Below are 19,762 nucleotides of genomic sequence, written 5' to 3' on the forward strand. Positions count from 1 at the left end.
GCCGCCGTACGGGTGTCGCGACGCGCCCGGGAGCCCGCCTTTGGCAGATGCCACAACCATGCGATCCCAGCACCGTGAGCAGCGACATCTACGCGCGTAGGGCATTACCGGCTACCCTCGTCCGCGTGAACGCATCTGTTACTCCGGACATCGCGCGCGACCCCCAGGGTGCCGCCGCCGACGCCGCCGCCCGTCTGCGTGAGCTGACCGGCGCCGAGACCCATGACGTCGCCCTGGTGATGGGCTCCGGCTGGGCTCCGGCCGCCGAGGCCCTGGGCGCGCCCGAGCACGAATTCCCCGTCACCGAGCTGCCCGGATTCCCGGCGCCGGCCGTCGCCGGGCACGGCGGCACGATCCGCTCGTACCAGGTGGGTGCGAAGCGGGCGCTGGTCTTCCTGGGCCGTACCCACTACTACGAAGGCCGCGGGGTCGCCGCGGTCGCGCACGGCGTCCGTACCGCCGTGGCGGCCGGCTGCAAGACCGTGGTGCTCACCAACGGGTGCGGCGGTCTGCGCGAGGGCATGCGCCCCGGCCAGCCGGTCCTGATCAGCGACCACCTCAACCTGACCGCCACCTCCCCGATCGTCGGCGCGAACTTCGTCGACCTGACGGACCTGTACTCGCCGCGGCTGCGCGCGCTGTGCAAGGAGGTCGACCCGAGCCTGGAGGAGGGCGTCTACGCCCAGTTCCCCGGCCCGCACTACGAGACCCCGGCCGAGATCAAGATGATCCGGACCCTGGGCGCCGACCTGGTCGGCATGTCCACGGTCCTGGAGGCCATCGCGGCGCGCGAGGCCGGCGCCGAGGTGCTCGGGCTGTCTCTGGTGACGAACCTCGCCGCCGGTATGACGGGCGAGCCGCTCAACCACGAAGAGGTGCTGCAGGCCGGCCGCGACTCCGCGACCCGGATGGGCAGCCTGCTCGCCCAGGTGCTCGGCAAGCTCTGAGCCCCCGCGGCGCCCCGGCGCCGCACCGGACGACGACGGCTGACGGCCACGGCGGGTGCCCCGTACCCGCCGGGCCGCCCCGCCGCCGTCACCGCCGTACCGGTCCTGTCGGCTGTCCGCCGGTCCCCCGCCGCGCGGCGCGGACCGCCCCCGCGCGCTGCCATCCAGTGGCATTGGCCGGTTTCACGGCTCCCCCTACCCGCGTACCGGGTATGCGTGACGAGCCGAGAGGGCTCTGCCTCCTCAGCCGTCCCCAGCGCGCCCCCACCCGTATCCACCCTCAGGAGCATCACGTGGCTACCGATCCCGCGGAGCTGATCAACCGGGCCCAGACCTGGCTGGCCGAGGACCCCGACCCGGAGACCCGGGACGAGCTCGCCAAGCTCATCGACGCCGAGGACACCGACGAGCTGGCCGCCCGGTTCGCCGGCACCCTCCAGTTCGGCACCGCCGGGCTGCGCGGCGAGCTGGGCGCGGGCCCGATGCGGATGAACCGCTCCGTGGTCATCCGGGCGGCGGCCGGCCTCGCCGGGTACCTCAAGGCGCAGGGCGACGGCTCGGGCCTGGTCGTCATCGGCTACGACGCACGGCACAAGAGCGCCGACTTCGCCCGTGACACGGCGGCCGTGATGGTCGGCGCGGGTCTGCGCGCCGCGCTGCTGCCGCGCCCGCTGCCCACCCCGGTCCTGGCGTTCGCGATAAGGCACCTGGGCGCGGTGGCCGGTGTCGAGGTCACCGCCAGCCACAACCCGCCGCGCGACAACGGCTACAAGGTCTACCTGGGCGACGGCTCCCAGATCGTGCCGCCCGCGGACGACGAGATCGCCGACCAGATCGCCGCGGTCGGCCCGCTGGCCGGCGTACCGCGCCCCGAGGCCGGCTGGGAAACCCTCGACGAGGCGGTCCTGAACGCCTATCTGGCGCGTACGGACGCGGTACTGACGCCCGGCTCCCCCCGGGACACCAAGGTCGTCTACACACCCCTGCACGGCGTCGGCCGGGACACCCTCGTCGCCGCCTTCGCACGGGCCGGATTCCCGGCGCCGGTCATCGTCGCGGAACAGGCCGAGCCGGACCCGGACTTCCCGACGGTCGCCTTCCCCAACCCGGAGGAGCCGGGCGCGATGGACCTGGCGTTCGCCACCGCCCGTGCGCAGGGCGCGGGTGAGGTCGACATCGTCATCGCCAACGACCCCGACGCGGACCGCTGCGCCGTCGCCGTCCCCGCCCCCGGCACGCCGGACGGCTGGCGGATGCTGCGCGGCGACGAGGTCGGCGCGCTGCTCGCCGCCCACCTGGTGAGCAAGCAGGCGAACGGCACCTTCGCGACGACGATCGTCTCCTCCCAGCTGCTGTCCCGTATCGCGGCCGCCGCTTCCCTCCCGTACGAGGAGACGCTGACCGGCTTCAAGTGGCTGGCCCGGGTGGACGGTCTGCGGTACGCGTTCGAGGAGGCGCTCGGCTACTGCGTCGACCCGGAGGGCGTACGCGACAAGGACGGCGTCACCGCGGCCCTGCTGATCACCGAGCTGGCCGCGGAACTCAAGCGGTCCGGCCGCACCCTCAGCGACCTGCTGGACGACCTCGCGCTGGAATTCGGGCTGCACGCCACCGACCAGCTCTCGGTCCGGGTCGAGGACCTGTCGCTGATCGCCGACGCGATGCGCAGGCTGCGCGCACAGCCGCCGACCGCGCTGGCGGGCCTGTCCGTGACCCGGGCCGACGATCTGACGCAGGGCACGGAGACGCTGCCGCCGACCGACGGGCTGCGCTACTACCTGTCCGGTTCGCCGGAGTCCGGGGTCGAGGCCGCCCGCGTGGTGGTCCGCCCCAGCGGCACCGAGCCCAAGCTCAAGTGCTACCTGGAGGTCGTGGTCCCGGTGACCTCGCCCCAGTCCCTGCCAAAGGCCCGTACGAAGGCCGCGGCGGCGCTGGCGTCGATCAAGCGGGATCTGGCGGAGGCGGCGGGGATCTGAGGGGCGGCGGGGGCTGACGCTCGCGTCTGCGCGAGGCCGCTGCGGAGCCGTACGACGCCGTACGCTCCGCGCCTCTGCCGCTCAGGCTGCCGCTGCCTCCAGCGCTGCCGATGCCTCTGCCCCTGGCCCTGCTCCTCAGCTTCCGCACCTCACCTCTACACCCGCCCACCCCCCGAAGGGGGGTGGGCGGCGGGGAAACAACAACACCGGGGTGGGCGGCGGGGAAACAACCCTGGGGCGCGCGCCAATACCTGGCCCCCACCACGGCCCGAGGCTCCCGACTCTGGCCGCAACCACAGCCCGAGGCTCCCGCCCCGAAGCCCAGCCCCAGACCCAGGCTCAGCCCCTTAAACCGCCACCATCACCGCCACCCCCACCGCCCCCACCACCATCGGCACCAGAACCCCGTACGCCCACCGCACCACCGGCTCCCCCTGGGCGCTCTCTCGGTGGGCGGCGCGCTCCTTGAGGTCGCGGAGCTCGTCGAGGGACTGGTCGGCCATGGCGCGCGGCACCGGGCCGGTGTCGGCGTTCAGCCCGAAGCGGGGCCGGGGCGCGGAGCCGCGGGCCGCCTGGCGGCTGACCTTCTTGCGCTGCCGCAGCGAGACCGGGATGGCCCACAACTGGTACTTGCCGCCGCTGGTGAACACCTCGGCGGAGAACGCCGCCCGCAGGTCCTCCACCGCGCCCCACGGCAGCGTGATCGTGCGGAACGGATTCCGCACCGTCAGCCGGTCCTCGCCCGCCCTGACCAGCGGCCGCAGGGTGAAGGCGAACACCAGCGGCACCCCGAGGAGCAGCGCGAACAGCGCGGTGAGCTTGGTGTGCGGGACGCCGCGCAGCAGTGCGTCGCCGCCGAGCCAGAGTCCGAGCAGGAGGAGCAGTGCGCCGCCGACGAGGGCCGCGGGCGAGCGGTAGCTGCGCTCCGCGTACTGCTGCTGAGGCGGGGTGGTCCGGTCCTGGCTCGTCATGAGGCCGATTCTGCCTGACCGTCCGGATGCCGGACATTGCGTTACGGCATCATTCGGGCACGGAGTGCGGGCGCATCGCGGCCAGTTACGGCGGTCCCGCCCGGCGCCCCCACCGGGCACGCTGCCGGGATCGGCGCCGTCCACCCGGCCGGATTCGGACGGCCGAAGGGGATGACATGGTGCTACGCGCGTAGATATGCTCCCCTCGTGACCATGCCCATCACTGTTCCCGCATACGGCAAGGAAGCCGCGGGGCGTCTGGCGTCAATGGCGGACGTGACCGCCGACGACGGTGCGCTGCGCCGCTTCCTCCACGGCCTCCCGGGCGTCGACGCGGTCGGCCTGCAGGCCCGCGCCGCCACCCTCGGCACCCGCTCGATCAAGACGACGGCGAAGGCGTACGCCATCGATCTCGCCATCTCGATGATCGACCTGACGACCCTCGAAGGCGCGGACACCCCGGGGAAGGTCCGGGCGCTGTGCGCCAAGGGCATCCACCCCGACCCCACCGACCGCACCAGCCCCAAGGTCGCGGCGATCTGTGTCTACCCGGACATGGTCGCAACGGCCAAGGAGGCGCTGGGCGACTCCGGCATCCATGTCGCGTCCGTCGCCACCGCCTTCCCCGCGGGCCGCGCCGCGCTGCCGGTCAAGCTCGCCGACACCCGGGACGCGGTCGCGGCCGGTGCCGACGAGATCGACATGGTGATCGACCGGGGCGCCTTCCTCTCCGGCCGCTACATGGACGTCTTCGAGGAGATCAAGGCCGTCAAGGAGGCGTGCGCCCGCCCCGATGGCAGCGCCGCCCACCTCAAGGTCATCTTCGAGACCGGTGAGCTCCAGACGTACGACAACGTCCGCCGGGTCTCCTGGCTGGCGATGCTCGCGGGCGCCGACTTCATCAAGACCTCGACCGGCAAGGTCGCCGTCAACGCGACCCCGCCCGTCACCCTCCTGATGCTGGAGGCGGTCCGCGACTTCCACGCCGCGACCGGTGTCCAGGTAGGGGTGAAGCCGGCCGGCGGTATCCGTACGACCAAGGACGCGATCAAGTACCTGGTCATGGTCAACGAGACGCTCGGCGAGCCCTGGCTGACCGCCGACTGGTTCCGCTTCGGCGCCTCCAGCCTCCTCAACGACCTGCTGATGCAGCGCCAGAAGCTCAGCACCGGCCGCTACTCCGGCCCCGACTACGTCACGGTGGACTGAGGCTCCCATGACCTTCGATTACGCACCCGCACCCGAGTCCCGCGCGGTCGTCGACATCGCGCCGTCCTACGGCCTGTTCGTCGACGGCGAGTTCGCCCCGGCCTCCGACGGCAAGGTCTTCAAGACCGTCTCCCCGTCGACCGAGGAGGTCCTCTCCGAGGTCGCCCAGGCGAGCGCCGACGACGTCGACCGCGCCGTGAAGGCCGCTCGTAAGGCATTTGAGAAGTGGTCCGCGCTGCCCGGTGCCGAGCGGGCCAAGTACCTGTTCCGGATCGCCCGGATCATCCAGGAGCGCTCGCGCGAGCTGGCCGTGCTGGAGTCGCTCGACAACGGCAAGCCGATCCGTGAGTCCCGGGACGCCGATCTGCCGCTGGTCGCCGCGCACTTCTTCTACTACGCGGGCTGGGCCGACAAGCTCGACCACGCGGGCTACGGCGCGAACCCCCGCCCCCTGGGCGTCGCGGGCCAGGTCATCCCCTGGAACTTCCCCTTGCTGATGCTGGCGTGGAAGATCGCCCCGGCGCTGGCGACCGGCAACACGGTCGTCCTGAAGCCCGCCGAGACGACCCCGCTGTCCGCCCTGTTCTTCGCGGACATCTGCCGCCAGGCGGGCCTGCCTAAGGGCGTCGTCAACATCCTCACCGGCGACGGCTCCACCGGCGCCGCGCTGGTCGCCCACCCCGACGTCAACAAGGTGGCCTTCACCGGCTCCACCGAGGTCGGCAAGGCCATCGCCCGTACGGTCGCCGGCACCGACAAGAAGGTGACCCTGGAGCTGGGCGGCAAGGCGGCGAACATCGTCTTCGACGACGCGCCCCTGGACCAGGCCGTCGAGGGCATCGTCAACGGCATCTTCTTCAACCAGGGCCATGTCTGCTGCGCGGGCTCCCGTCTGCTGGTCCAGGAGTCGGTGGCCGACGAGGTGCTGGACGCCCTCAAGCGCCGGATGCGGACCCTGCGCGTGGGTGATCCGCTCGACAAGAACACCGATATCGGCGCCATCAACTCCGCCGAGCAGCTGGCCCGGATCACCGCGCTGGCCGACGCGGGCGAGGCCGAGGGCGCCGAGCGCTGGTCGCCGTCCTGTGAACTCCCCACCACCGGCTACTGGTTCGCCCCGACGCTGTTCACCGGCGTCACCCAGGCGCACCGCATCGCCCGCGAGGAGATCTTCGGCCCGGTGCTCTCCGTGCTGACCTTCCGCACCCCCGCGGAGGCCGTGGAGAAGGCCAACAACACCCCGTACGGCCTCTCCGCCGGTATCTGGACGGAGAAGGGCTCGCGGATGCTGTGGATGGCGAACCAGCTGCGCGCGGGCGTCATCTGGTCCAACACGTTCAACAAGTTCGACCCGGCCTCGCCCTTCGGCGGCTATCAGGAGTCGGGCTACGGCCGCGAGGGCGGCCGGCACGGTCTGGAGGCGTACCTCAATGTCTGAGCTGACTGGCCGACTCTCCGTCTTCAAGACCTACAAGCTGTACGTCGGGGGCAAGTTCCCCCGGTCCGAGAGCGGGCGGGTGTACGAGGTGACCGACTCGAAGGGCACATGGCTCGCCAACGCCCCGCTGGCCTCCCGCAAGGACGCCCGGGACGCGGTGGTCGCCGCCCGTAAGGCGTTCGGCGGCTGGTCCGGCGCCACGGCCTACAACCGCGGCCAGATCCTCTACCGCGTCGCCGAGATGCTGGAGGGCCGCCGCGACCAGTTCACCGCCGAGGTCGCCGCGGCCGAGGGCCTGTCGAAGGCCAAGGCCGCGGCCCAGGTGGACGCGGCGATCGACCGCTGGGTCTGGTACGCGGGCTGGTCCGACAAGGTCGCCCAGATCGCCGGCGGCGCCAACCCGGTGGCCGGGCCGTACTTCAACCACTCCGCCCCGGAGCCGACCGGTGTGGTCGCGGTGCTGGCCCCGCAGGAGTCGTCGTTCCTCGGCCTGGTCTCGGTGATCGCCCCGGCGATCGTCACCGGTAACACGGTGGTCCTGGCGGCCGCCGAGAACGCCCCGCTGCCCGCCCTCTCCCTGGCCGAGGTGCTCGCCACCTCCGACCTCCCGGGCGGCGTGGTCAACATCCTGTCCGGCCGCACCGCGGAGCTGTCCGCCCCGCTCGCCGCCCACCAGGGCGTCAACGCCCTCGATCTCGCGGGCGCCGACGAGGCGTTGGCGAAGGACCTGGAGACGGCCGCGGCCGACAACCTCAAGCGCGTCCTCCGCCCGGCGCCGGCGAACTGGACCGCCGACCCCGGCACCGGCCGCCTGCTGGCCTTCCTGGAGACGAAGACGGTCTGGCATCCCATGGGGGTGTAGGCCCGCCCGTCTCCATGCCCTGACGGCACGCGCGGAAATACGGTGCGGGGCCCCGCCTTCCTGGTGGGGCCCCGCACCGTATTCGTATGCCGTGACAGGGAAGTGGCGCCCCGTCATCACCCCGGCAGCACCCTCGTCACCTGCCCCACGAGCGGCAGGTCCTTGAGCGCGGCGCCCTTCGACAGGGCGCCGGTCAGCAGCGTGGTGCTCACCGGCTTGAAGTCGGCGATCTGGGTGCTCACGGCGTTGGCGAGCGGGTCGACGGCCGTGTTGGCCAGCGGGTTCAGCTGGAGGTTCTTGACCGGGGCGAGGCCGCCGCCCGCGGAGTGCAACAGGGCGCCGGTCAGGCCCGAGGCGGCGGCGCCGGTGTCGGTGGTGAGGTCCGAGGCGGCCGGTGCCGCGCTCGCCGTCGCCGCGCCGCCCGCCGCGAGCGCGGCGCCGGCGGCGGAGACCACCAGTCCGGCCCGCAGCAAGGCGCGCGGAACGCGGCTGGGCTTGGGACGCGCATGGGAGGGCATGTGCCACCTGCCTGTGGATCGAAGGAGTCGAAGTGCTGTGCGAGTCAAGACAGTCGGGTAATCAATTGACTGCGTAGCGTAGTTGAGGGGGCGGGGGCCGGGCCACCTCGCGCGCCAGGGGTACCCCACTCGGCGCAATACGCGACAATGGCTGCCCGTGAGCTCCCACACCGCCACCCGCCCGCCGGTCGCCCGGGTCCTTCTGCTGACCGGCCCCTCGGGCTCTGGCAAGACGTCCCTGGCCGCGCGCAGCGGCCTCCCCGTCCTCAACCTCGACGACTTCTACAAGGAGGGGACGGACCCGACACTGCCGCAACTGCCCGACGGCGGCGGCCCCGACTGGGACGCGCCGCTGTCCTGGGACGCCGGCGCCGCCCTCACGGCCATCAGCGCGCTGTGCCGTACGGGGCGGGCCGACGTTCCGGTGTACGACATCGCGACCAGTTCCCGGGTCGGCGCGTCGGGGCTCGATCTGGGCGCCGCCCCGCTGTTCATCGCGGAGGGCATCTTCGCGGCCGAGGTCATCGCGGACTGCCGGGCCGCGGGGCTGCTGGCCGATGCGCTGTGCCTGCGCGGCCGCCCCGCCACCACCTTCCGCCGACGCCTGACCCGGGATCTGCGCGAGGGCCGCAAGTCCGCCCCGTACCTGGTCCGTCGCGGACTGCGGCTGCTGCGCGCCGAGCGGTCGGTGGTCGCCCGGCACACCGCCCTGGGCGCGCACCCCTGCGCCAAGCCGGAGGCGCTGGCCCGGATATCGGCCGCGGGGACACCGGACGCGGTGGGCGCGGCCGTTCGTCCCTGACGGGTCGCGTCAGCCTCTGCGCAGACACGAAGACGCAGACACGAAGACGCAGGCACGGAGAATGCGCCGACGCGGAGAAGCGGACATGAAGAAGCGGGCTCGGACAGACCCCCCGGCCGTCCGAACCCGCTCTCTTCTCCCCGGGCTCCCCCGCGCCCCCGTGTTTCCCCCGTATCCCCCGATACGTCCGGCCCCCGTGGATCACTCCGCTTCGGCCGGCTCCCCCGTATCCCCGTTCCCCCTCGGGCGTTCCCCCCTGGGCCCCCCTCGGGCTCCCCCGTTCCTTCAGGCCACCAGCTCGCCGAAGGACTCCTCCTCGTCACGGCCGAAGCTGAGGACCTCGTCCTCGCGCAGCCGGCGCAGCGCGCGCCAGATGCTCGACTTCACCGTGCCGACACTGATGTCGAGAATGTCCGCGATCTCCGGGTCCGTGCGGCCCTCGTAGTAGCGCAGCACCAGCATCGTGCGCTGCGTCTCGGGCAGCCGGACCAGCGCCTGCCACAGCACGGCGCGCAGCTCGGTGCCGCGCATCGCGTCCACGTCGCCGGCCGTCTCCGGCAGTTCCTCGGTCGGGTACTCGTTGAGCTTGCGCCGGCGCCAGGCGCTGATGTGCAGGTTGGTCATGGTGCGGCGCAGATAGCCGCCCAGCGCCGCCTTGTCGCTGATCCGGTCCCACGCCCGGTAGGTCGAGAACAGCGCGCTCTGCAGCAGGTCCTCGGCCTCGTAGCGGTCGCCGGTCAGGTGGTAGGCGGTGGCGTACAGGGAGGCCCGGCGCTCCTGGACGTAGGCGGTGAAGGCCGCTTCGGCCTCCGCCGTCTCCGCCGGGGAACGCCGTTCCCCCGTGGCCTCCCTGTATGCCGCTCCCCCGGTGTGTCCCCCGTTTTCTCCCCCGTGGGCAGCCTTGCCCCCGTGCCCCGGGTCGATCTCCACCGTCGTCGCGTCGATGGCCACCTTGAAGGGCGGCCGCTGACGACCGGTGCTGCGGGTGCAACCCCGCACGCCACCGGACTTCTCGCCGGGCCGGACGACGTCGTGGAGTCGTGTGATAACTGCGCTGGAAGTGGTGCCGTGCAGTGTGTTCATCGCGCGCCCCCCGTCGTAGAGCCAGCTCGTTCGGTGTCTCCCGGGTTGTTGATCTCTCCCGGTGCCCAAAAGACTGCCAAGCCAGTTTCATCGCGTTGTCCGTCGACTGTCACAGGCCTGTCACAGGGCCCTGGGCAGCGCGTCGCGGGAGCCCGCGCGCGGGGGCCTTGTGTACGAGGGCGCCACTGGTCGATGTCCCGGCGTCCCATGGGCCAGAATGGCTGGCGTGCCTTTCCTGTTGCTGATCGAGGACGACGACGCCATCCGCACGGCCCTCGAACTCTCGCTGTCGCGCCAGGGTCACCGTGTGGTGACCGCGGCGACGGGCGAGGACGGCCTGAAACTGCTGCGTGAGCAGCGCCCGGACCTGATCGTGCTGGATGTGATGCTGCCGGGCATCGACGGTTTCGAGGTGTGCCGGCGGATCAGGCGTACGGACCAGCTGCCCATCATCCTGCTCACCGCGCGTAACGATGACATCGACGTCGTGGTGGGGCTGGAGTCCGGCGCCGACGACTATGTCGTCAAACCGGTCCAGGGGCGGGTGCTGGACGCCCGGATCCGGGCCGTGCTGCGCCGGGGCGAGCGGGAATCGAGTGATTCGGCGACGTTCGGCTCACTGGTGATCGACCGGTCGGCGATGACGGTCACCAAGAACGGCGAGGATCTGCAACTGACGCCGACCGAGCTGCGGTTGCTGCTGGAGCTGAGCCGCCGGCCCGGTCAGGCGCTGTCCCGGCAGCAGCTGCTGCGGCTGGTGTGGGAGCACGACTACCTCGGCGACTCGCGCCTGGTGGACGCGTGTGTGCAGCGGCTGCGGGCGAAGGTGGAGGACGTACCGTCCTCGCCGACCCTGATCCGTACGGTCCGTGGCGTCGGCTACCGGCTGGATTCGCCGCAGTGAGGGAACGTTCCGCGGGCGGCGGTGCGACGGACGACGGCGCGGGCGGCGAAGCCGGGAAGACGGCCGGACCCGAGGCCGGAGCCGCGGCCGGACCGAGGGTGCGGCGGGTGCTGCGCGGGCTGCGCCGGGCGTCGGGGCTGCTGCGCTGGACGAGTCTGCGGCTGCGGCTGGTGGTGGTCTTCGCGCTGGTGGCCCTGACGGCGGCGGTCTCGGCGTCGGGCATCGCGTACTGGCTCAACCGCAACACCGTTCTGGAGCGCACCCAGAACGCCGTTCTGAACGACTTCCGCAAGTCGCTGGAGGACAGTACGCGGTCGCTGCCGCTGCATCCGCGCTGTGCCGAACTGCAGGACGCGGCGCGGCAGATGGCGGCCGGGCCGCAGAACTACGCGGTGCTGCTGATCGGGGTGGACCGCGAGGGCAAGGACTGCGCGGCGACCACCAACAAGAATCTGCTGACGCTCGACAGTGTGCCGCGGTCGCTGCGTACCGCGGTGAACGAGGTGCGCGAGGTCGACGAGTCCAACCGCTATGCGCACCATCTGTACTGGCAGCGCAAGGAGGTCGGGGACGCCCCCTATCTCGTCGCCGGGGCGAAGGTGATCGGCGGCGGGCCCACCGGCTACATGATGAAGTCGCTGGCCACCGAGCGGCAGGACCTCAACTCGCTGGCCTGGTCGCTGGGGATCGCGACCGCGCTCGCGCTGGTCGGCTCGGCGCTGCTGGCGCAGGCCGCGGCGACGACCGTGCTGCGGCCCGTACAGCGGCTGGGGCACGCGGCGCGGCAGCTGGGCGAGGGGCGGCTGGACACCCGGCTGCGGGTGACCGGCACGGATGAACTGGCCGATCTGTCCCGGACGTTCAACCGTACGGCGGAGCGGCTGGAGCACCGGGTCGAGGAGCTGAGCGGGCGCGAGGCGGCGTCCCGGCGGTTCGTCGCCGATATGTCGCACGAGCTGCGGACGCCGCTGACCGCGATCACCGCGGTCTCCGAGGTGCTGGAGGAGGAGGCGGACTCCCTCGACCCGATGATCGCGCCGGCCGTGCAGCTGGTGGTCAGCGAGACCCGGCGGCTGAACGACCTGGTGGAGAACCTGATGGAGGTCACCCGCTTCGACGCGGGGACGGCCCGGCTGGTGCTGGACGATGTCGATGTCGCGGACCAGGTGACCGCCTGTGTCGACGCACGGGCCTGGCTGGACGCGGTCGAGCTGGACGCGGACCGCGGCATCGTGGCCCGTCTGGACCCGCGGCGGCTCGATGTCATCCTGGCGAATCTGATCGGCAACGCCCTCAAACACGGTGGCTCGCCGGTGCGGGTCTCGGTGCACACCGAGGAGGTGCCGGGGGACGGTGCGGGCGGCAGGACGGGCAGCACGGCCGTTACCGGCGGACCGGCCGCGCCGCCCGCGTCCGGCGGGCCGGAAGCCGGTACGGAGCAGGAGGGGACGGAGGTGTCCGGGCAGCCGCCCGTGGGCGGCAAGCTGGTGATCCGCGTACGGGATCACGGCCCCGGCATCCCGGAAGAAGTCCTTCCGCATGTCTTCGACCGCTTCTACAAGGCCAGCGCGTCCCGGCCGCGGTCGGAGGGCAGCGGTCTGGGCCTGTCGATCGCGCTGGAGAACGCACATATCCACGGCGGGGAGATCACCGCGGCCAACCTCCCCGAGGGCGGCGCGGTCTTCACCCTGCGGCTGCCGATGGACGCCGCGCCGCTGACGGACGGCGACCGCGGGGACCGCGGCACGGCCCGCGCGGCCGATGAGGGCACGGAGGACGGGCGATGACGCCGATCAGGCGGACGGGGCGGCGCACCGCTGCCGTGGCGGCGCTCGCGCTCGCCGCCGCGGGCTGCGGGATCCGGGGCACGTCGGTACCGGTCGATGCGGGTGGCGCGCCCTCGCGGGTGAGCTGCAAGGCCCCGGCGAGCGAGCCGGCCCCGAACCCGCCCGGCGGGAGCCGGGCCACCGTCTATCTGGTGTGCGGCTCGGCGCTGGCCCAGGTGGAGCGGGCGGTGTCGCTGCCCAAGAGCTCGGCGACCACCGAGCCACCGCTGCCGACCGCCCGTGTGCTGCTCAAGGAGCTGCAGCGGCGGCCCTCGTCCGCGGAGGACCGGGCCGGTTTCAGCACCGCGCTGCCCCAGGATCTGAAGGTCACGGCGCCCCGCGCGGACGACCCCGCGCAGGCGCTGCGGCTGAGCATCCGGCCGGACGATCTGCCCTCGTTCGCCCTGGCGCAGCTGGTGTGCACCTACGGGGCGAGCCCCGCGCTGGGCCGGAAACACGCCGCGGTGCTCGGCGGACCGGACGACACCGCCGCGCACCGCTACGACTGCTCGGCGGATGTGCTGGCCAATCCGGACATAGCAGAGAACGCCGGGTGGGGAGACACGTTGCCGGAAGCGGGCTGACCCGGCGGACCAAGACGGGCCCAATTGGGCGGAACCGCAGCCACCGCCTGCCGCGTCCTGGCCTGTGTGCAGCGTCATGGCCCCGGCACCACCGCCGTTCCCCGTATGCGCGTCACCGGACTTCTCCTCCTTGTGGCGCATCTGCTTGCCGTCGGCTGGCTGACGTTGCGTCCCCGCACGGTGCCCTGGGTGCCCGCCGCGAACCTCCAACCGCTGGCGACGATCCGGGCCGAGCTGGTGCACGGAGTGTCCTGGGACGCCGTACAGCATCTGGGCAGCTCGATGCTGCTGCTGGCGCCGCTGGGGGTGCTGCTGCCGCTCTCCGCGGGGCGGCTGAACGTTTCGCCACTGGTGTCCTGGACCCGCACGGTGTTCGCCGCGGCGATGATCTCGCTGGCCATCGAGCTGCTGCAGTCAGGGGTGCCCGGCCGGGTCCCGGACATCGACTCGGTGCTGCTCAGCTCCCTCGGGGTGGCCGTGGTGCACCTGGCGGTGGTCCCCGGGGCCCGGCGCCGGCTGCGTCGCCGGTACGGGGATCTCGGGGAGGTAACCCCGAGGATCCCCAGGGTCGAACTGGCCCCACAGGCTGATGCTCTCTCCGGCGGCCGGACCTACCTTTGAGACATCGGGGCAAACGCCCCACCGAGTCGTAAAGGAGCCGTCCTCATGGCCGCCGCACTGGTCCGCCCCCGCAACAACCGAGTGATCGCCGGAGTGTGCGCGGGCCTGGCCCGTCGCTTCGGTATGACGCCGACGACGATGCGTGTGCTGTTCGTGGTCTCGTGTCTGCTGCCCGGCCCGCAGTTCCTGGTCTACCTGGCGCTGTGGATATTCCTCCCCTCGGAGGAGAAGACCTCCACCGGCGCCGCCGCCTGGTGACCCGCCCAGTGACCCGCCCGGTTCCCTGACACATGGCGGTGCCCCGGCCGTACGCACGAGAGCGTTCGGCCGGGGCACGGCGCAGGGCGCGTCCCTGGAAGACGAGCCGGGTGGCGGGATCAGGCGCCCAGGGGAAGGTTCTTGGTGACGGCGTTGGTCGGCAGACCGCCCAGCAGCTTGTTGCCCTGGGAGTTGAGCTTGGTCTTGACGTCATTGCCGGCCGGCTTGGCCTTGGTGAGCCCGGAGACGGTCTTGGTGGCGTCCTTCACCGGCAGGCTCTTCAGCACTCCGGTGGTGTCGGCCGCCGGGGCCGCGCTGGCGACGCCAGCGGCGGTGACGACGAAAGCGGCACCGAGCGCGACGGTACCGAGAGTCTTGATGGTTCCCTGCTTCATCGAATTACGTCCTCGTGATGGGGGCTTGACCGGCAAATCAACCTACTGAGGCGGCAACCGGCGCCGCAAACAGCCACGAGGAAAGAAAAAACGGCCGGTGGACATTCCACCGGCCGTTGCGCTATAGGCTCGCGCCATCCCTCACGCAGGGTCAGAAGCGCTGCTCACAGGGGGCGTTGCGAGCGCCGGACGGAACAGCCACTCGGCCCGGAGTTCCGCGTAACCAGGCTTGATCACGTCATTGATCATGGCCAGACGTTCATCGAAAGGAATGAACGCTGATTTCATCGCATTGACTGTAAACCACTGCATGTCATCGAGCGTGTATCGAAATGTCTTGACCAGGTGCTCGAATTCCTCGGTCATGGACGTGTGGCTCATCAGCCGGTTGTCGGTGTTGACCGTGAGCCGGAACTGCAGCCGGCGCAGCAGGCCGATGGGGTGCTCGGCGTAGGAAGGGGCGGCACCGGTCTGGAGGTTGGAGGTGGGGCACATCTCCAGCGGGATGCGCTTGTCCCGTACGTACGAGGCGAGCCGGCCGAGCTTGACCGAGCCGTCGTCGGCGACCTCGATGTCGTCGATGATCCGGACGCCGTGGCCGAGGCGGTCGGCGCCGCACCACTGGAGGGCCTGCCAGATCGACGGCAGACCGAAGGCCTCACCGGCGTGGATGGTGAAGTGGTTGTTCTCCCGCTTGAGGTACTCGAACGCGTCGAGGTGGCGGGTGGGCGGGTAGCCGGCCTCGGCGCCCGCGATGTCGAAGCCGACGACGCCGGTGTCCCGGTAGCGGTTGGCGAGTTCGGCGATCTCCAGGGCGCGGGCGGCGTGCCGCATGGCGGTCAGCAGTGCGCCGACGCGGATGCGGTGGCCGTTCTCGCGGGCCCGCCGTTCGCCCTCGCGGAAGCCCTCGTTGACCGCCTCGACGACCTCTTCGAGGGTCAGCCCCTGCTCCAGGTGCTGTTCGGGCGCGTACCGGACCTCGGCGTAGACCACGCCGTCGGCGGCCAGGTCCTCGGCGCACTCGGCGGCCACCCGGGCCAGGGCGTCGCGGGTCTGCATGACGGCGCAGGTGTGGGCGAAGGTCTCCAGATAGCGCTCCAGCGAGCCGGAGTCACTGGCCTCACGGAACCAGACCCCGAGCTTTTCCGGGTCGGTCTCGGGCAGCCCCTCATAGCCGTTCTCGCGGGCCAGCTCGACGATGGTGGTGGGGCGCAGGCCGCCGTCGAGGTGATCGTGGAGCAGCACCTTGGGGGCGCGGAGGATCTGTTCACTGGTCGGCAGGGTGGTGGTCTCGCTCGTCATTTCGGCACTCTAGCCCCTACGCGCGTAGAACTCAGCGAACGATACATAAAGGTGACCCGTCCGCGGGGTGGCCGGCGGGCCTCCTTCTGCCATCGTTCTGGTCATGGCTCAGCAAGCGCTGCCGGTGCGTGAGGCCCGGCTGGGAAAACCGCTGGGAACGGCCGGCAAAGAAGGGGCGCGCGACGCGCTCCGGTGGAGGGGTGGCGGGCGCGGCACCGGCCGGGAGGTGAGCGGGGTCGCGCTGTTACTGCCGGGCGGCGGACCGACCGGGATACGGCGCCCGTCCCCGGTGGCCACCCTGGCGGTGCGCCCGCTGGCGGTCCGACTGGCGAAGGCCGGGCGCCCCGAGGGCCTGACGGCCCATGTCGTCCGCTACCGCTGCAGCGGCTGGAACGGCCCCGACGCCCATCCGGCCCGGGATGCGGACTGGGCCCTGGACGAGGTGGTCCGCCGCTACGGCGATGTGCCGGTCTGCCTCGTCGGCACGGGCATGGGCGCCCGCGCCGCGCTGCACGCCGCGGGCCATCCGGCCGTCCACTCCGTGCTGGCGATCGCCCCTTGGCTGCCCGACCCGCACCGGGACGGCGACGAGCAGCCCGATCCGGTGAAACAGCTCATCGGCCGGCAGGTCCTGCTCATCCACGGCACCAACGACGAACGCACCGACCCCGATCTGTCCTACCGCTACGCCGAGCGCGCCAAGAAGGTCAACCGCGACATCTGCCGCTTCGAGGTGCACTCCGACGGCCATTCGCTGCATCAGCACCGGACCGAAGTCCTGGCCCTGGCAACGGACTTCATGCTCGGTTCGCTGTTCGCCCGGGGCTATGCCAGACCGGTGAAGGACGCGCTGGCCGCCCCGCCGCCGTTGGGCCTGCGGATGCCACTGGCCGCGGGCTTCGGGGCGTCACTGCGGCACTGACAGCACCGGCGGCACCGACAGCGACGCTGACGCCCCGGCCGCCGCGCCCGTCCCCCTGGCAGCGGCCGCCCCGGCCGCCGGCCCCGTCACCTGGGCAACAACCGCCCCCGCCGGCTCAGCAGGAACTTCTTGAACGCGGCCACCGGCGGGGTGTCCGGATGGCCGTCGAGCCAGGCGACGCCGATCTCGCGGACCGCGCGCGGTGCCGTGACGGTCAGCTCGGCGACGCCGGGGCGGGGGACGGCCGGCGGCGGGAGCAGGGCCACCCCCAGCCCGGCCGCGACCAGCCCGCGCAGCGTCTCGGCCTCCTCCCCCTCGAACGCGACCCGTGGCGTGAATCCCGCCTCGGCGCACAGCGCGTCGGTGATCCGGCGCAGCCCGTAGCCCGGTTCGAGGGTCACGAACAGCTCCCCGGCGGCCTCCGCGAGCCGGATCCGCTTACGGGCGGCCAGCGGATGATCGTCCGGGACGACCAGGCGCAGCTTCTGCTCATCGAGGCGTCGGGCGACCAGGTCCGGGTAGTCGGGCACCGGCGAGGTCAGACACAGATCGAGGTCGCCGGCCCGCAGCCGCTCGATCATGGCCTCGCCGTAGTTCTGGACGAGCTGGAAGCGGACGCGCGGATGGTCGGCGCGGAAGCTGCGGATCAGGCCCGGCACGGTCTCCGGCCCGAGGGTGTGCAGGAAGCCGAACGCCACCTTCCCGGCGGCCGGATCGACATCGGCCCGTACGGACTCCGTCGCCCGCTCCAGGTCTGTCAACGCCCGTTCGGTGGCGGCGAGAAAGGCGCGGCCCGCCGGGGTGAGCGAGAGGGTGCGGCCGTGCCGGGCGAAGAGGGCGACGCCCAGGTCCTCCTCCAGGCGGACGATGGCCCGGCTGAGCGTCGGCTGCGGCATCCCGAGCTCCTGGGCGGCGCGGGTGACGTGTTCGTGCCGGGCGACGGCGGTGAACTGGGCGATCCGCGGGGCGAGGGTCACCGCCCACGAGTCGGCGCCGAGTTCGGCCACCTCGCCCGTGTCCACCCCGGCCGGGCCCGAACCTGCGGTGTCTTTTCTGTTGCGACCTTGCAACAGAGGCCCTTGCGACCTGCGATCATGTGCCACAGCATCGATTATGCCGTTTCTATGCATTGGACGCATGAAACACAGCGGCCTACTTTCGAAACATGCCTCCCGCTGATACCGGGGCGTCCGTCACCGACCGTGCGGCCGCCTCTCCCCTGTCGTCCCCTGACTCCTCTACCGCCGCCGCGCCCGACCCCGAAGCGGGCAAGCTGCGGCCGGGCGGCCCCGGCTACCGCCGGATGAGCTTCGCCCTCTTTGCCGCCGGAGTGGCCACGTTCGCCCTCCTCTACTCCACGCAGGCGCTGCTGCCCGCGATCTCCGGTGACCTCGGGGTCAGCCCGGACCAGGCGAGCTGGACCGTGTCCGCGGCGACCTTCGGCCTGGCGCTCGGCGTGATCCCGCTGAGCGCGGTCTCCGAGCGCTTCGGCCGGCGCACGCTGATGACGGTGTCCCTCTCGGTGGCCGCACTGATCGCGATGCTGGTGCCGTTCGCCCCGTCGCTCGGTGTGCTGATCGCGCTGCGCGGCATCCAGGGCGTCGCACTGGCCGGGCTGCCGGCCTCGGCGATGGCGTTCCTGGCCGAGGAGGTACGCGCCAAGGCGCTGGTGGCGGCCATCGGACTGTTCGTGGCGGGCAACAGCATCGGTGGGATGTCCGGCCGGATCGTGACCGGCTGGGTCGCCCAGGCATGGGGCTGGCGGGCGGCGCTCGCCGCGGTGGGTGTGCTGGCCGTGGTGTGCGCGGTGGCCTTCCGGCTGCTGGTCCCCAAGGCCCGGCACTTCGTGTCCCGTTCGGTGGGCCCGCGGGCGCTGGCCCGTACGCTCGGCAACCACCTCGCCGACCCACTACTGCGCCGCCTCTACGCCATCGGCGGGCTGTTCATGACGGTCTTCGGCGCGGTCTACACGGTCATCGGCTACCGCCTGGTCTCCGAACCGTTCAACCTCCCGCAGGGCATTGTCGGTTCGATCTTCGTGGTCTACCTGGTCGGCACGGTCTCCTCGGCCGCGGCCGGCAAGCTGGTCGCCCGGGTGGGCCGCCGCGGCGCGCTGTACCTGGCCGTCGGCACCACGACCACCGGCCTGCTGCTCTCCCTCGCCGACTCCGTCACCGCGGTGCTGGCCGGACTCGTCCTGATCACCGCCGGCTTCTTCGCGGGCCATGCGGTCGCCTCGTCCTCGGTCAGCCGCACCGCCAAGACGGCGCGCGCCCAGGCGTCGGCGCTGTACCAGTGCGCGTACTACGTCGGCAGCAGCCTGGGCGGCGCGCTCGGCGCCGCCGCCTTCCACGCCGTCGGCTGGGACGGCACGGTCCTCCTCGGCCTGGCCGCGATGCTCGGCGCCGCCTCGATCACCCTCTATGCCACCCGCAAGGCCGTCGCCGAACGCCGCCTCCTCCACCTGGAGAAGGCCGCGTAGCGCCCGCCAGCCCGAAGGGCCCGTCCCTCTACCTGTCCTGGTGGGGCGGGCCCTTCGTTGTCGGTCCCTTCAGCGCTCCGGGAAGAGTGCCGTGTCGACGGTGACGCCGAAGGGGGCGGGGAGGTGAATCGGCTCGCCGAACTTCACGGCACTCAGCGTCCGATACGTATGCCCCTCGGGCTCGCCGTAAAGGGTGACGGCCGGGCCGCCCCGGGCCCACTGGTCCACGAGCAGATAGAACGGCACGCCTGCGCAGGCATATCCGGCGGGCTTCTGGACCCGCGCGTGGACCGGGCTCGCCACCGAGGCGATCTCGACGACGAGTTCGGCGGCTGAGGCAGGAGTGACGTGACGGTTCGCGCTCAGCGCGGCTTCGGGCGCCACGACCAGGTGCGGGACAGAGATCCCGTGGCCGGCGGGAAGGGCGAGGCCGAGTTTCTGATAGGCGCCCCAGTCGTCCGGCATGGCGGAGTAGAGGGAGCGCTGCAGTTTGCAGACGATCACGTTCTGCGTGCTACCGCGCGGCGGTGCCACGGTGACAACCCCGTCAATGATCTCCACCATGCAGCCCTCGGGGGCCTCGGTGTCTTCCCGGATCTGGACGAGGGCATCCTGGACGCGGCCTTCCTGCGGAAAGTGTTCAGCGGCGAGTGCGATCACGA

Annotated in this window: 20 protein-coding genes; 13 read left to right on the plus strand and 7 right to left on the minus strand. The window is 71.9% G+C overall.

Annotated features, from left to right (window positions below):
• Positions 1–125: 125 nt before the first annotated feature.
• Positions 126–947, plus strand: a complete 822-nt coding sequence (locus tag STRTU_RS12780) for a purine-nucleoside phosphorylase (protein ID WP_018089217.1) — start codon at positions 126–128, stop codon at positions 945–947.
• A gap of 293 nt (positions 948–1,240) precedes the next feature.
• Entirely contained in the window at positions 1,241–2,923 is a 1,683-nt protein-coding gene (locus STRTU_RS12785) for a phospho-sugar mutase (RefSeq protein ID WP_159743655.1), read from the plus strand.
• Positions 2,924–3,270: 347 nt separating this feature from the next.
• Here the strand turns inward: STRTU_RS12785 and STRTU_RS12790 are convergent, their stop codons facing one another.
• Positions 3,271–3,894 carry a PH domain-containing protein gene (locus tag STRTU_RS12790; protein WP_159743656.1) on the minus strand — a complete coding sequence of 208 codons (624 nt, stop codon included), beginning with the start codon at positions 3,892–3,894 and terminating at the stop codon, positions 3,271–3,273.
• Positions 3,895–4,107: 213 nt separating this feature from the next.
• On the opposite strand from STRTU_RS12790, the gene deoC reads away from it, so the two are divergent.
• Genes deoC through STRTU_RS12805 form a run of 3 tightly spaced genes read left to right on the plus strand, consistent with a single transcriptional unit; the run spans position 4,108 to position 7,403 of the window.
• On the plus strand, positions 4,108–5,103 hold the full coding sequence (gene deoC / locus STRTU_RS12795) for a deoxyribose-phosphate aldolase (protein WP_174878954.1): 996 nt from the start codon (positions 4,108–4,110) through the stop codon (positions 5,101–5,103).
• A 7-nt stretch (positions 5,104–5,110) separates the two neighbouring features.
• The gene (locus STRTU_RS12800) at positions 5,111–6,541 is read left to right on the plus strand and encodes an aldehyde dehydrogenase family protein (protein ID WP_159743657.1); all 1,431 of its coding nucleotides are present in this window, start codon (positions 5,111–5,113) and stop codon (positions 6,539–6,541) included.
• The gene (locus STRTU_RS12805; RefSeq protein WP_174878856.1) at positions 6,534–7,403 is read left to right on the plus strand and encodes an aldehyde dehydrogenase family protein; all 870 of its coding nucleotides are present in this window, start codon (positions 6,534–6,536) and stop codon (positions 7,401–7,403) included. The genes STRTU_RS12800 and STRTU_RS12805 overlap by 8 nt, the downstream gene beginning before the upstream one ends.
• A gap of 116 nt (positions 7,404–7,519) precedes the next feature.
• Here STRTU_RS12805 and STRTU_RS12810 read toward each other — a convergent pair whose 3' ends face one another.
• On the minus strand, positions 7,520–7,921 hold the full coding sequence (locus STRTU_RS12810; protein ID WP_159743658.1) for a hypothetical protein: 402 nt from the start codon (positions 7,919–7,921) through the stop codon (positions 7,520–7,522).
• A 157-nt stretch (positions 7,922–8,078) separates the two neighbouring features.
• On the opposite strand from STRTU_RS12810, the gene STRTU_RS12815 reads away from it, so the two are divergent.
• Entirely contained in the window at positions 8,079–8,723 is a 645-nt protein-coding gene (locus STRTU_RS12815) for a uridine kinase family protein (protein WP_159743659.1), read from the plus strand.
• A gap of 285 nt (positions 8,724–9,008) precedes the next feature.
• On the opposite strand, the gene STRTU_RS12820 is transcribed toward STRTU_RS12815, so the two are convergent.
• Positions 9,009–9,806, minus strand: coding sequence for a SigE family RNA polymerase sigma factor (locus STRTU_RS12820; protein ID WP_159743660.1), 798 nt, complete (start codon positions 9,804–9,806; stop codon positions 9,009–9,011).
• A 226-nt stretch (positions 9,807–10,032) separates the two neighbouring features.
• Between STRTU_RS12820 and afsQ1 the strand changes: the two genes are divergently transcribed.
• The 5 genes from afsQ1 to STRTU_RS12845 all read left to right on the plus strand — a co-directional run bounded on the left by afsQ1 (position 10,033) and on the right by STRTU_RS12845 (position 13,999).
• Positions 10,033–10,710 (plus strand): two-component system response regulator AfsQ1, encoded by a 678-nt coding sequence (gene afsQ1, locus STRTU_RS12825; protein WP_026169550.1) that lies wholly within the window; start codon positions 10,033–10,035, stop codon positions 10,708–10,710.
• Entirely contained in the window at positions 10,707–12,497 is a 1,791-nt protein-coding gene (locus tag STRTU_RS12830; RefSeq protein WP_159743662.1) for a sensor histidine kinase, read from the plus strand. The genes afsQ1 and STRTU_RS12830 overlap by 4 nt, the downstream gene beginning before the upstream one ends.
• Entirely contained in the window at positions 12,494–13,120 is a 627-nt protein-coding gene (locus tag STRTU_RS12835; protein WP_246240415.1) for a hypothetical protein, read from the plus strand. Before STRTU_RS12830 ends, STRTU_RS12835 begins: the two co-directional genes overlap by 4 nt.
• Before the next feature lie 66 nt (positions 13,121–13,186).
• Positions 13,187–13,741 carry a VanZ family protein gene (locus STRTU_RS12840; RefSeq protein ID WP_167539239.1) on the plus strand — a complete coding sequence of 185 codons (555 nt, stop codon included), beginning with the start codon at positions 13,187–13,189 and terminating at the stop codon, positions 13,739–13,741.
• Positions 13,742–13,786: 45 nt separating this feature from the next.
• The gene (locus STRTU_RS12845; RefSeq protein WP_159743663.1) at positions 13,787–13,999 is read left to right on the plus strand and encodes a PspC domain-containing protein; all 213 of its coding nucleotides are present in this window, start codon (positions 13,787–13,789) and stop codon (positions 13,997–13,999) included.
• Positions 14,000–14,118: 119 nt separating this feature from the next.
• Here STRTU_RS12845 and STRTU_RS12850 read toward each other — a convergent pair whose 3' ends face one another.
• Positions 14,119–14,394 (minus strand): hypothetical protein, encoded by a 276-nt coding sequence (locus STRTU_RS12850; RefSeq protein WP_159743664.1) that lies wholly within the window; start codon positions 14,392–14,394, stop codon positions 14,119–14,121.
• A 141-nt stretch (positions 14,395–14,535) separates the two neighbouring features.
• On the minus strand, positions 14,536–15,696 hold the full coding sequence (locus STRTU_RS12855) for an adenosine deaminase (RefSeq protein ID WP_159743665.1): 1,161 nt from the start codon (positions 15,694–15,696) through the stop codon (positions 14,536–14,538).
• 103 nt (positions 15,697–15,799) lie between these two features.
• Between STRTU_RS12855 and STRTU_RS12860 the strand changes: the two genes are divergently transcribed.
• Complete coding sequence (locus STRTU_RS12860) at positions 15,800–16,618, plus strand: alpha/beta hydrolase (RefSeq protein ID WP_159743666.1); 819 nt, start codon at positions 15,800–15,802, stop codon at positions 16,616–16,618.
• A gap of 86 nt (positions 16,619–16,704) precedes the next feature.
• On the opposite strand, the gene STRTU_RS12865 is transcribed toward STRTU_RS12860, so the two are convergent.
• Positions 16,705–17,721: a LysR family transcriptional regulator gene (locus tag STRTU_RS12865; protein ID WP_371873585.1), complete on the minus strand. Its 1,017-nt coding sequence runs from the start codon at positions 17,719–17,721 to the stop codon at positions 16,705–16,707.
• Between the two features lie 62 nt (positions 17,722–17,783).
• Between STRTU_RS12865 and STRTU_RS12870 the strand changes: the two genes are divergently transcribed.
• On the plus strand, positions 17,784–19,100 hold the full coding sequence (locus tag STRTU_RS12870) for an MFS transporter (RefSeq protein ID WP_159743668.1): 1,317 nt from the start codon (positions 17,784–17,786) through the stop codon (positions 19,098–19,100).
• A 69-nt stretch (positions 19,101–19,169) separates the two neighbouring features.
• On the opposite strand, the gene STRTU_RS12875 is transcribed toward STRTU_RS12870, so the two are convergent.
• Complete coding sequence (locus STRTU_RS12875; protein ID WP_246240420.1) at positions 19,170–19,760, minus strand: Uma2 family endonuclease; 591 nt, start codon at positions 19,758–19,760, stop codon at positions 19,170–19,172.
• Positions 19,761–19,762: the final 2 nt, after the last annotated feature.

This window comes from Streptomyces tubercidicus, assembly GCF_027497495.1.
In the GTDB taxonomy this organism is placed as follows: Bacteria; Actinomycetota; Actinomycetes; order Streptomycetales; family Streptomycetaceae; genus Streptomyces; species Streptomyces tubercidicus.

Bases quoted from the DNA above. Each gene is read 5' to 3' on its own strand.
- STRTU_RS12790 (WP_159743656.1), bottom strand. From the start codon at position 3,894: ATGACGAGCCAGGACCGGACCACCCCGCCTCAGCAGCAGTACGCGGAG.
- deoC (WP_174878954.1), top strand. From the start codon at position 4,108: ATGCCCATCACTGTTCCCGCATACGGCAAGGAAGCCGCGGGGCGTCTG.
- STRTU_RS12800 (WP_159743657.1), top strand. From the start codon at position 5,111: ATGACCTTCGATTACGCACCCGCACCCGAGTCCCGCGCGGTCGTCGAC.
- STRTU_RS12805 (WP_174878856.1), top strand. From the start codon at position 6,534: ATGTCTGAGCTGACTGGCCGACTCTCCGTCTTCAAGACCTACAAGCTG.
- STRTU_RS12810 (WP_159743658.1), bottom strand. From the start codon at position 7,921: ATGCCCTCCCATGCGCGTCCCAAGCCCAGCCGCGTTCCGCGCGCCTTG.
- STRTU_RS12820 (WP_159743660.1), bottom strand. From the start codon at position 9,806: ATGAACACACTGCACGGCACCACTTCCAGCGCAGTTATCACACGACTC.
- STRTU_RS12835 (WP_246240415.1), top strand. From the start codon at position 12,494: ATGACGCCGATCAGGCGGACGGGGCGGCGCACCGCTGCCGTGGCGGCG.
- STRTU_RS12845 (WP_159743663.1), top strand. From the start codon at position 13,787: ATGGCCGCCGCACTGGTCCGCCCCCGCAACAACCGAGTGATCGCCGGA.
- STRTU_RS12850 (WP_159743664.1), bottom strand. From the start codon at position 14,394: ATGAAGCAGGGAACCATCAAGACTCTCGGTACCGTCGCGCTCGGTGCC.
- STRTU_RS12855 (WP_159743665.1), bottom strand. From the start codon at position 15,696: ATGACGAGCGAGACCACCACCCTGCCGACCAGTGAACAGATCCTCCGC.
- STRTU_RS12860 (WP_159743666.1), top strand. From the start codon at position 15,800: ATGGCTCAGCAAGCGCTGCCGGTGCGTGAGGCCCGGCTGGGAAAACCG.
- STRTU_RS12870 (WP_159743668.1), top strand. From the start codon at position 17,784: ATGCCTCCCGCTGATACCGGGGCGTCCGTCACCGACCGTGCGGCCGCC.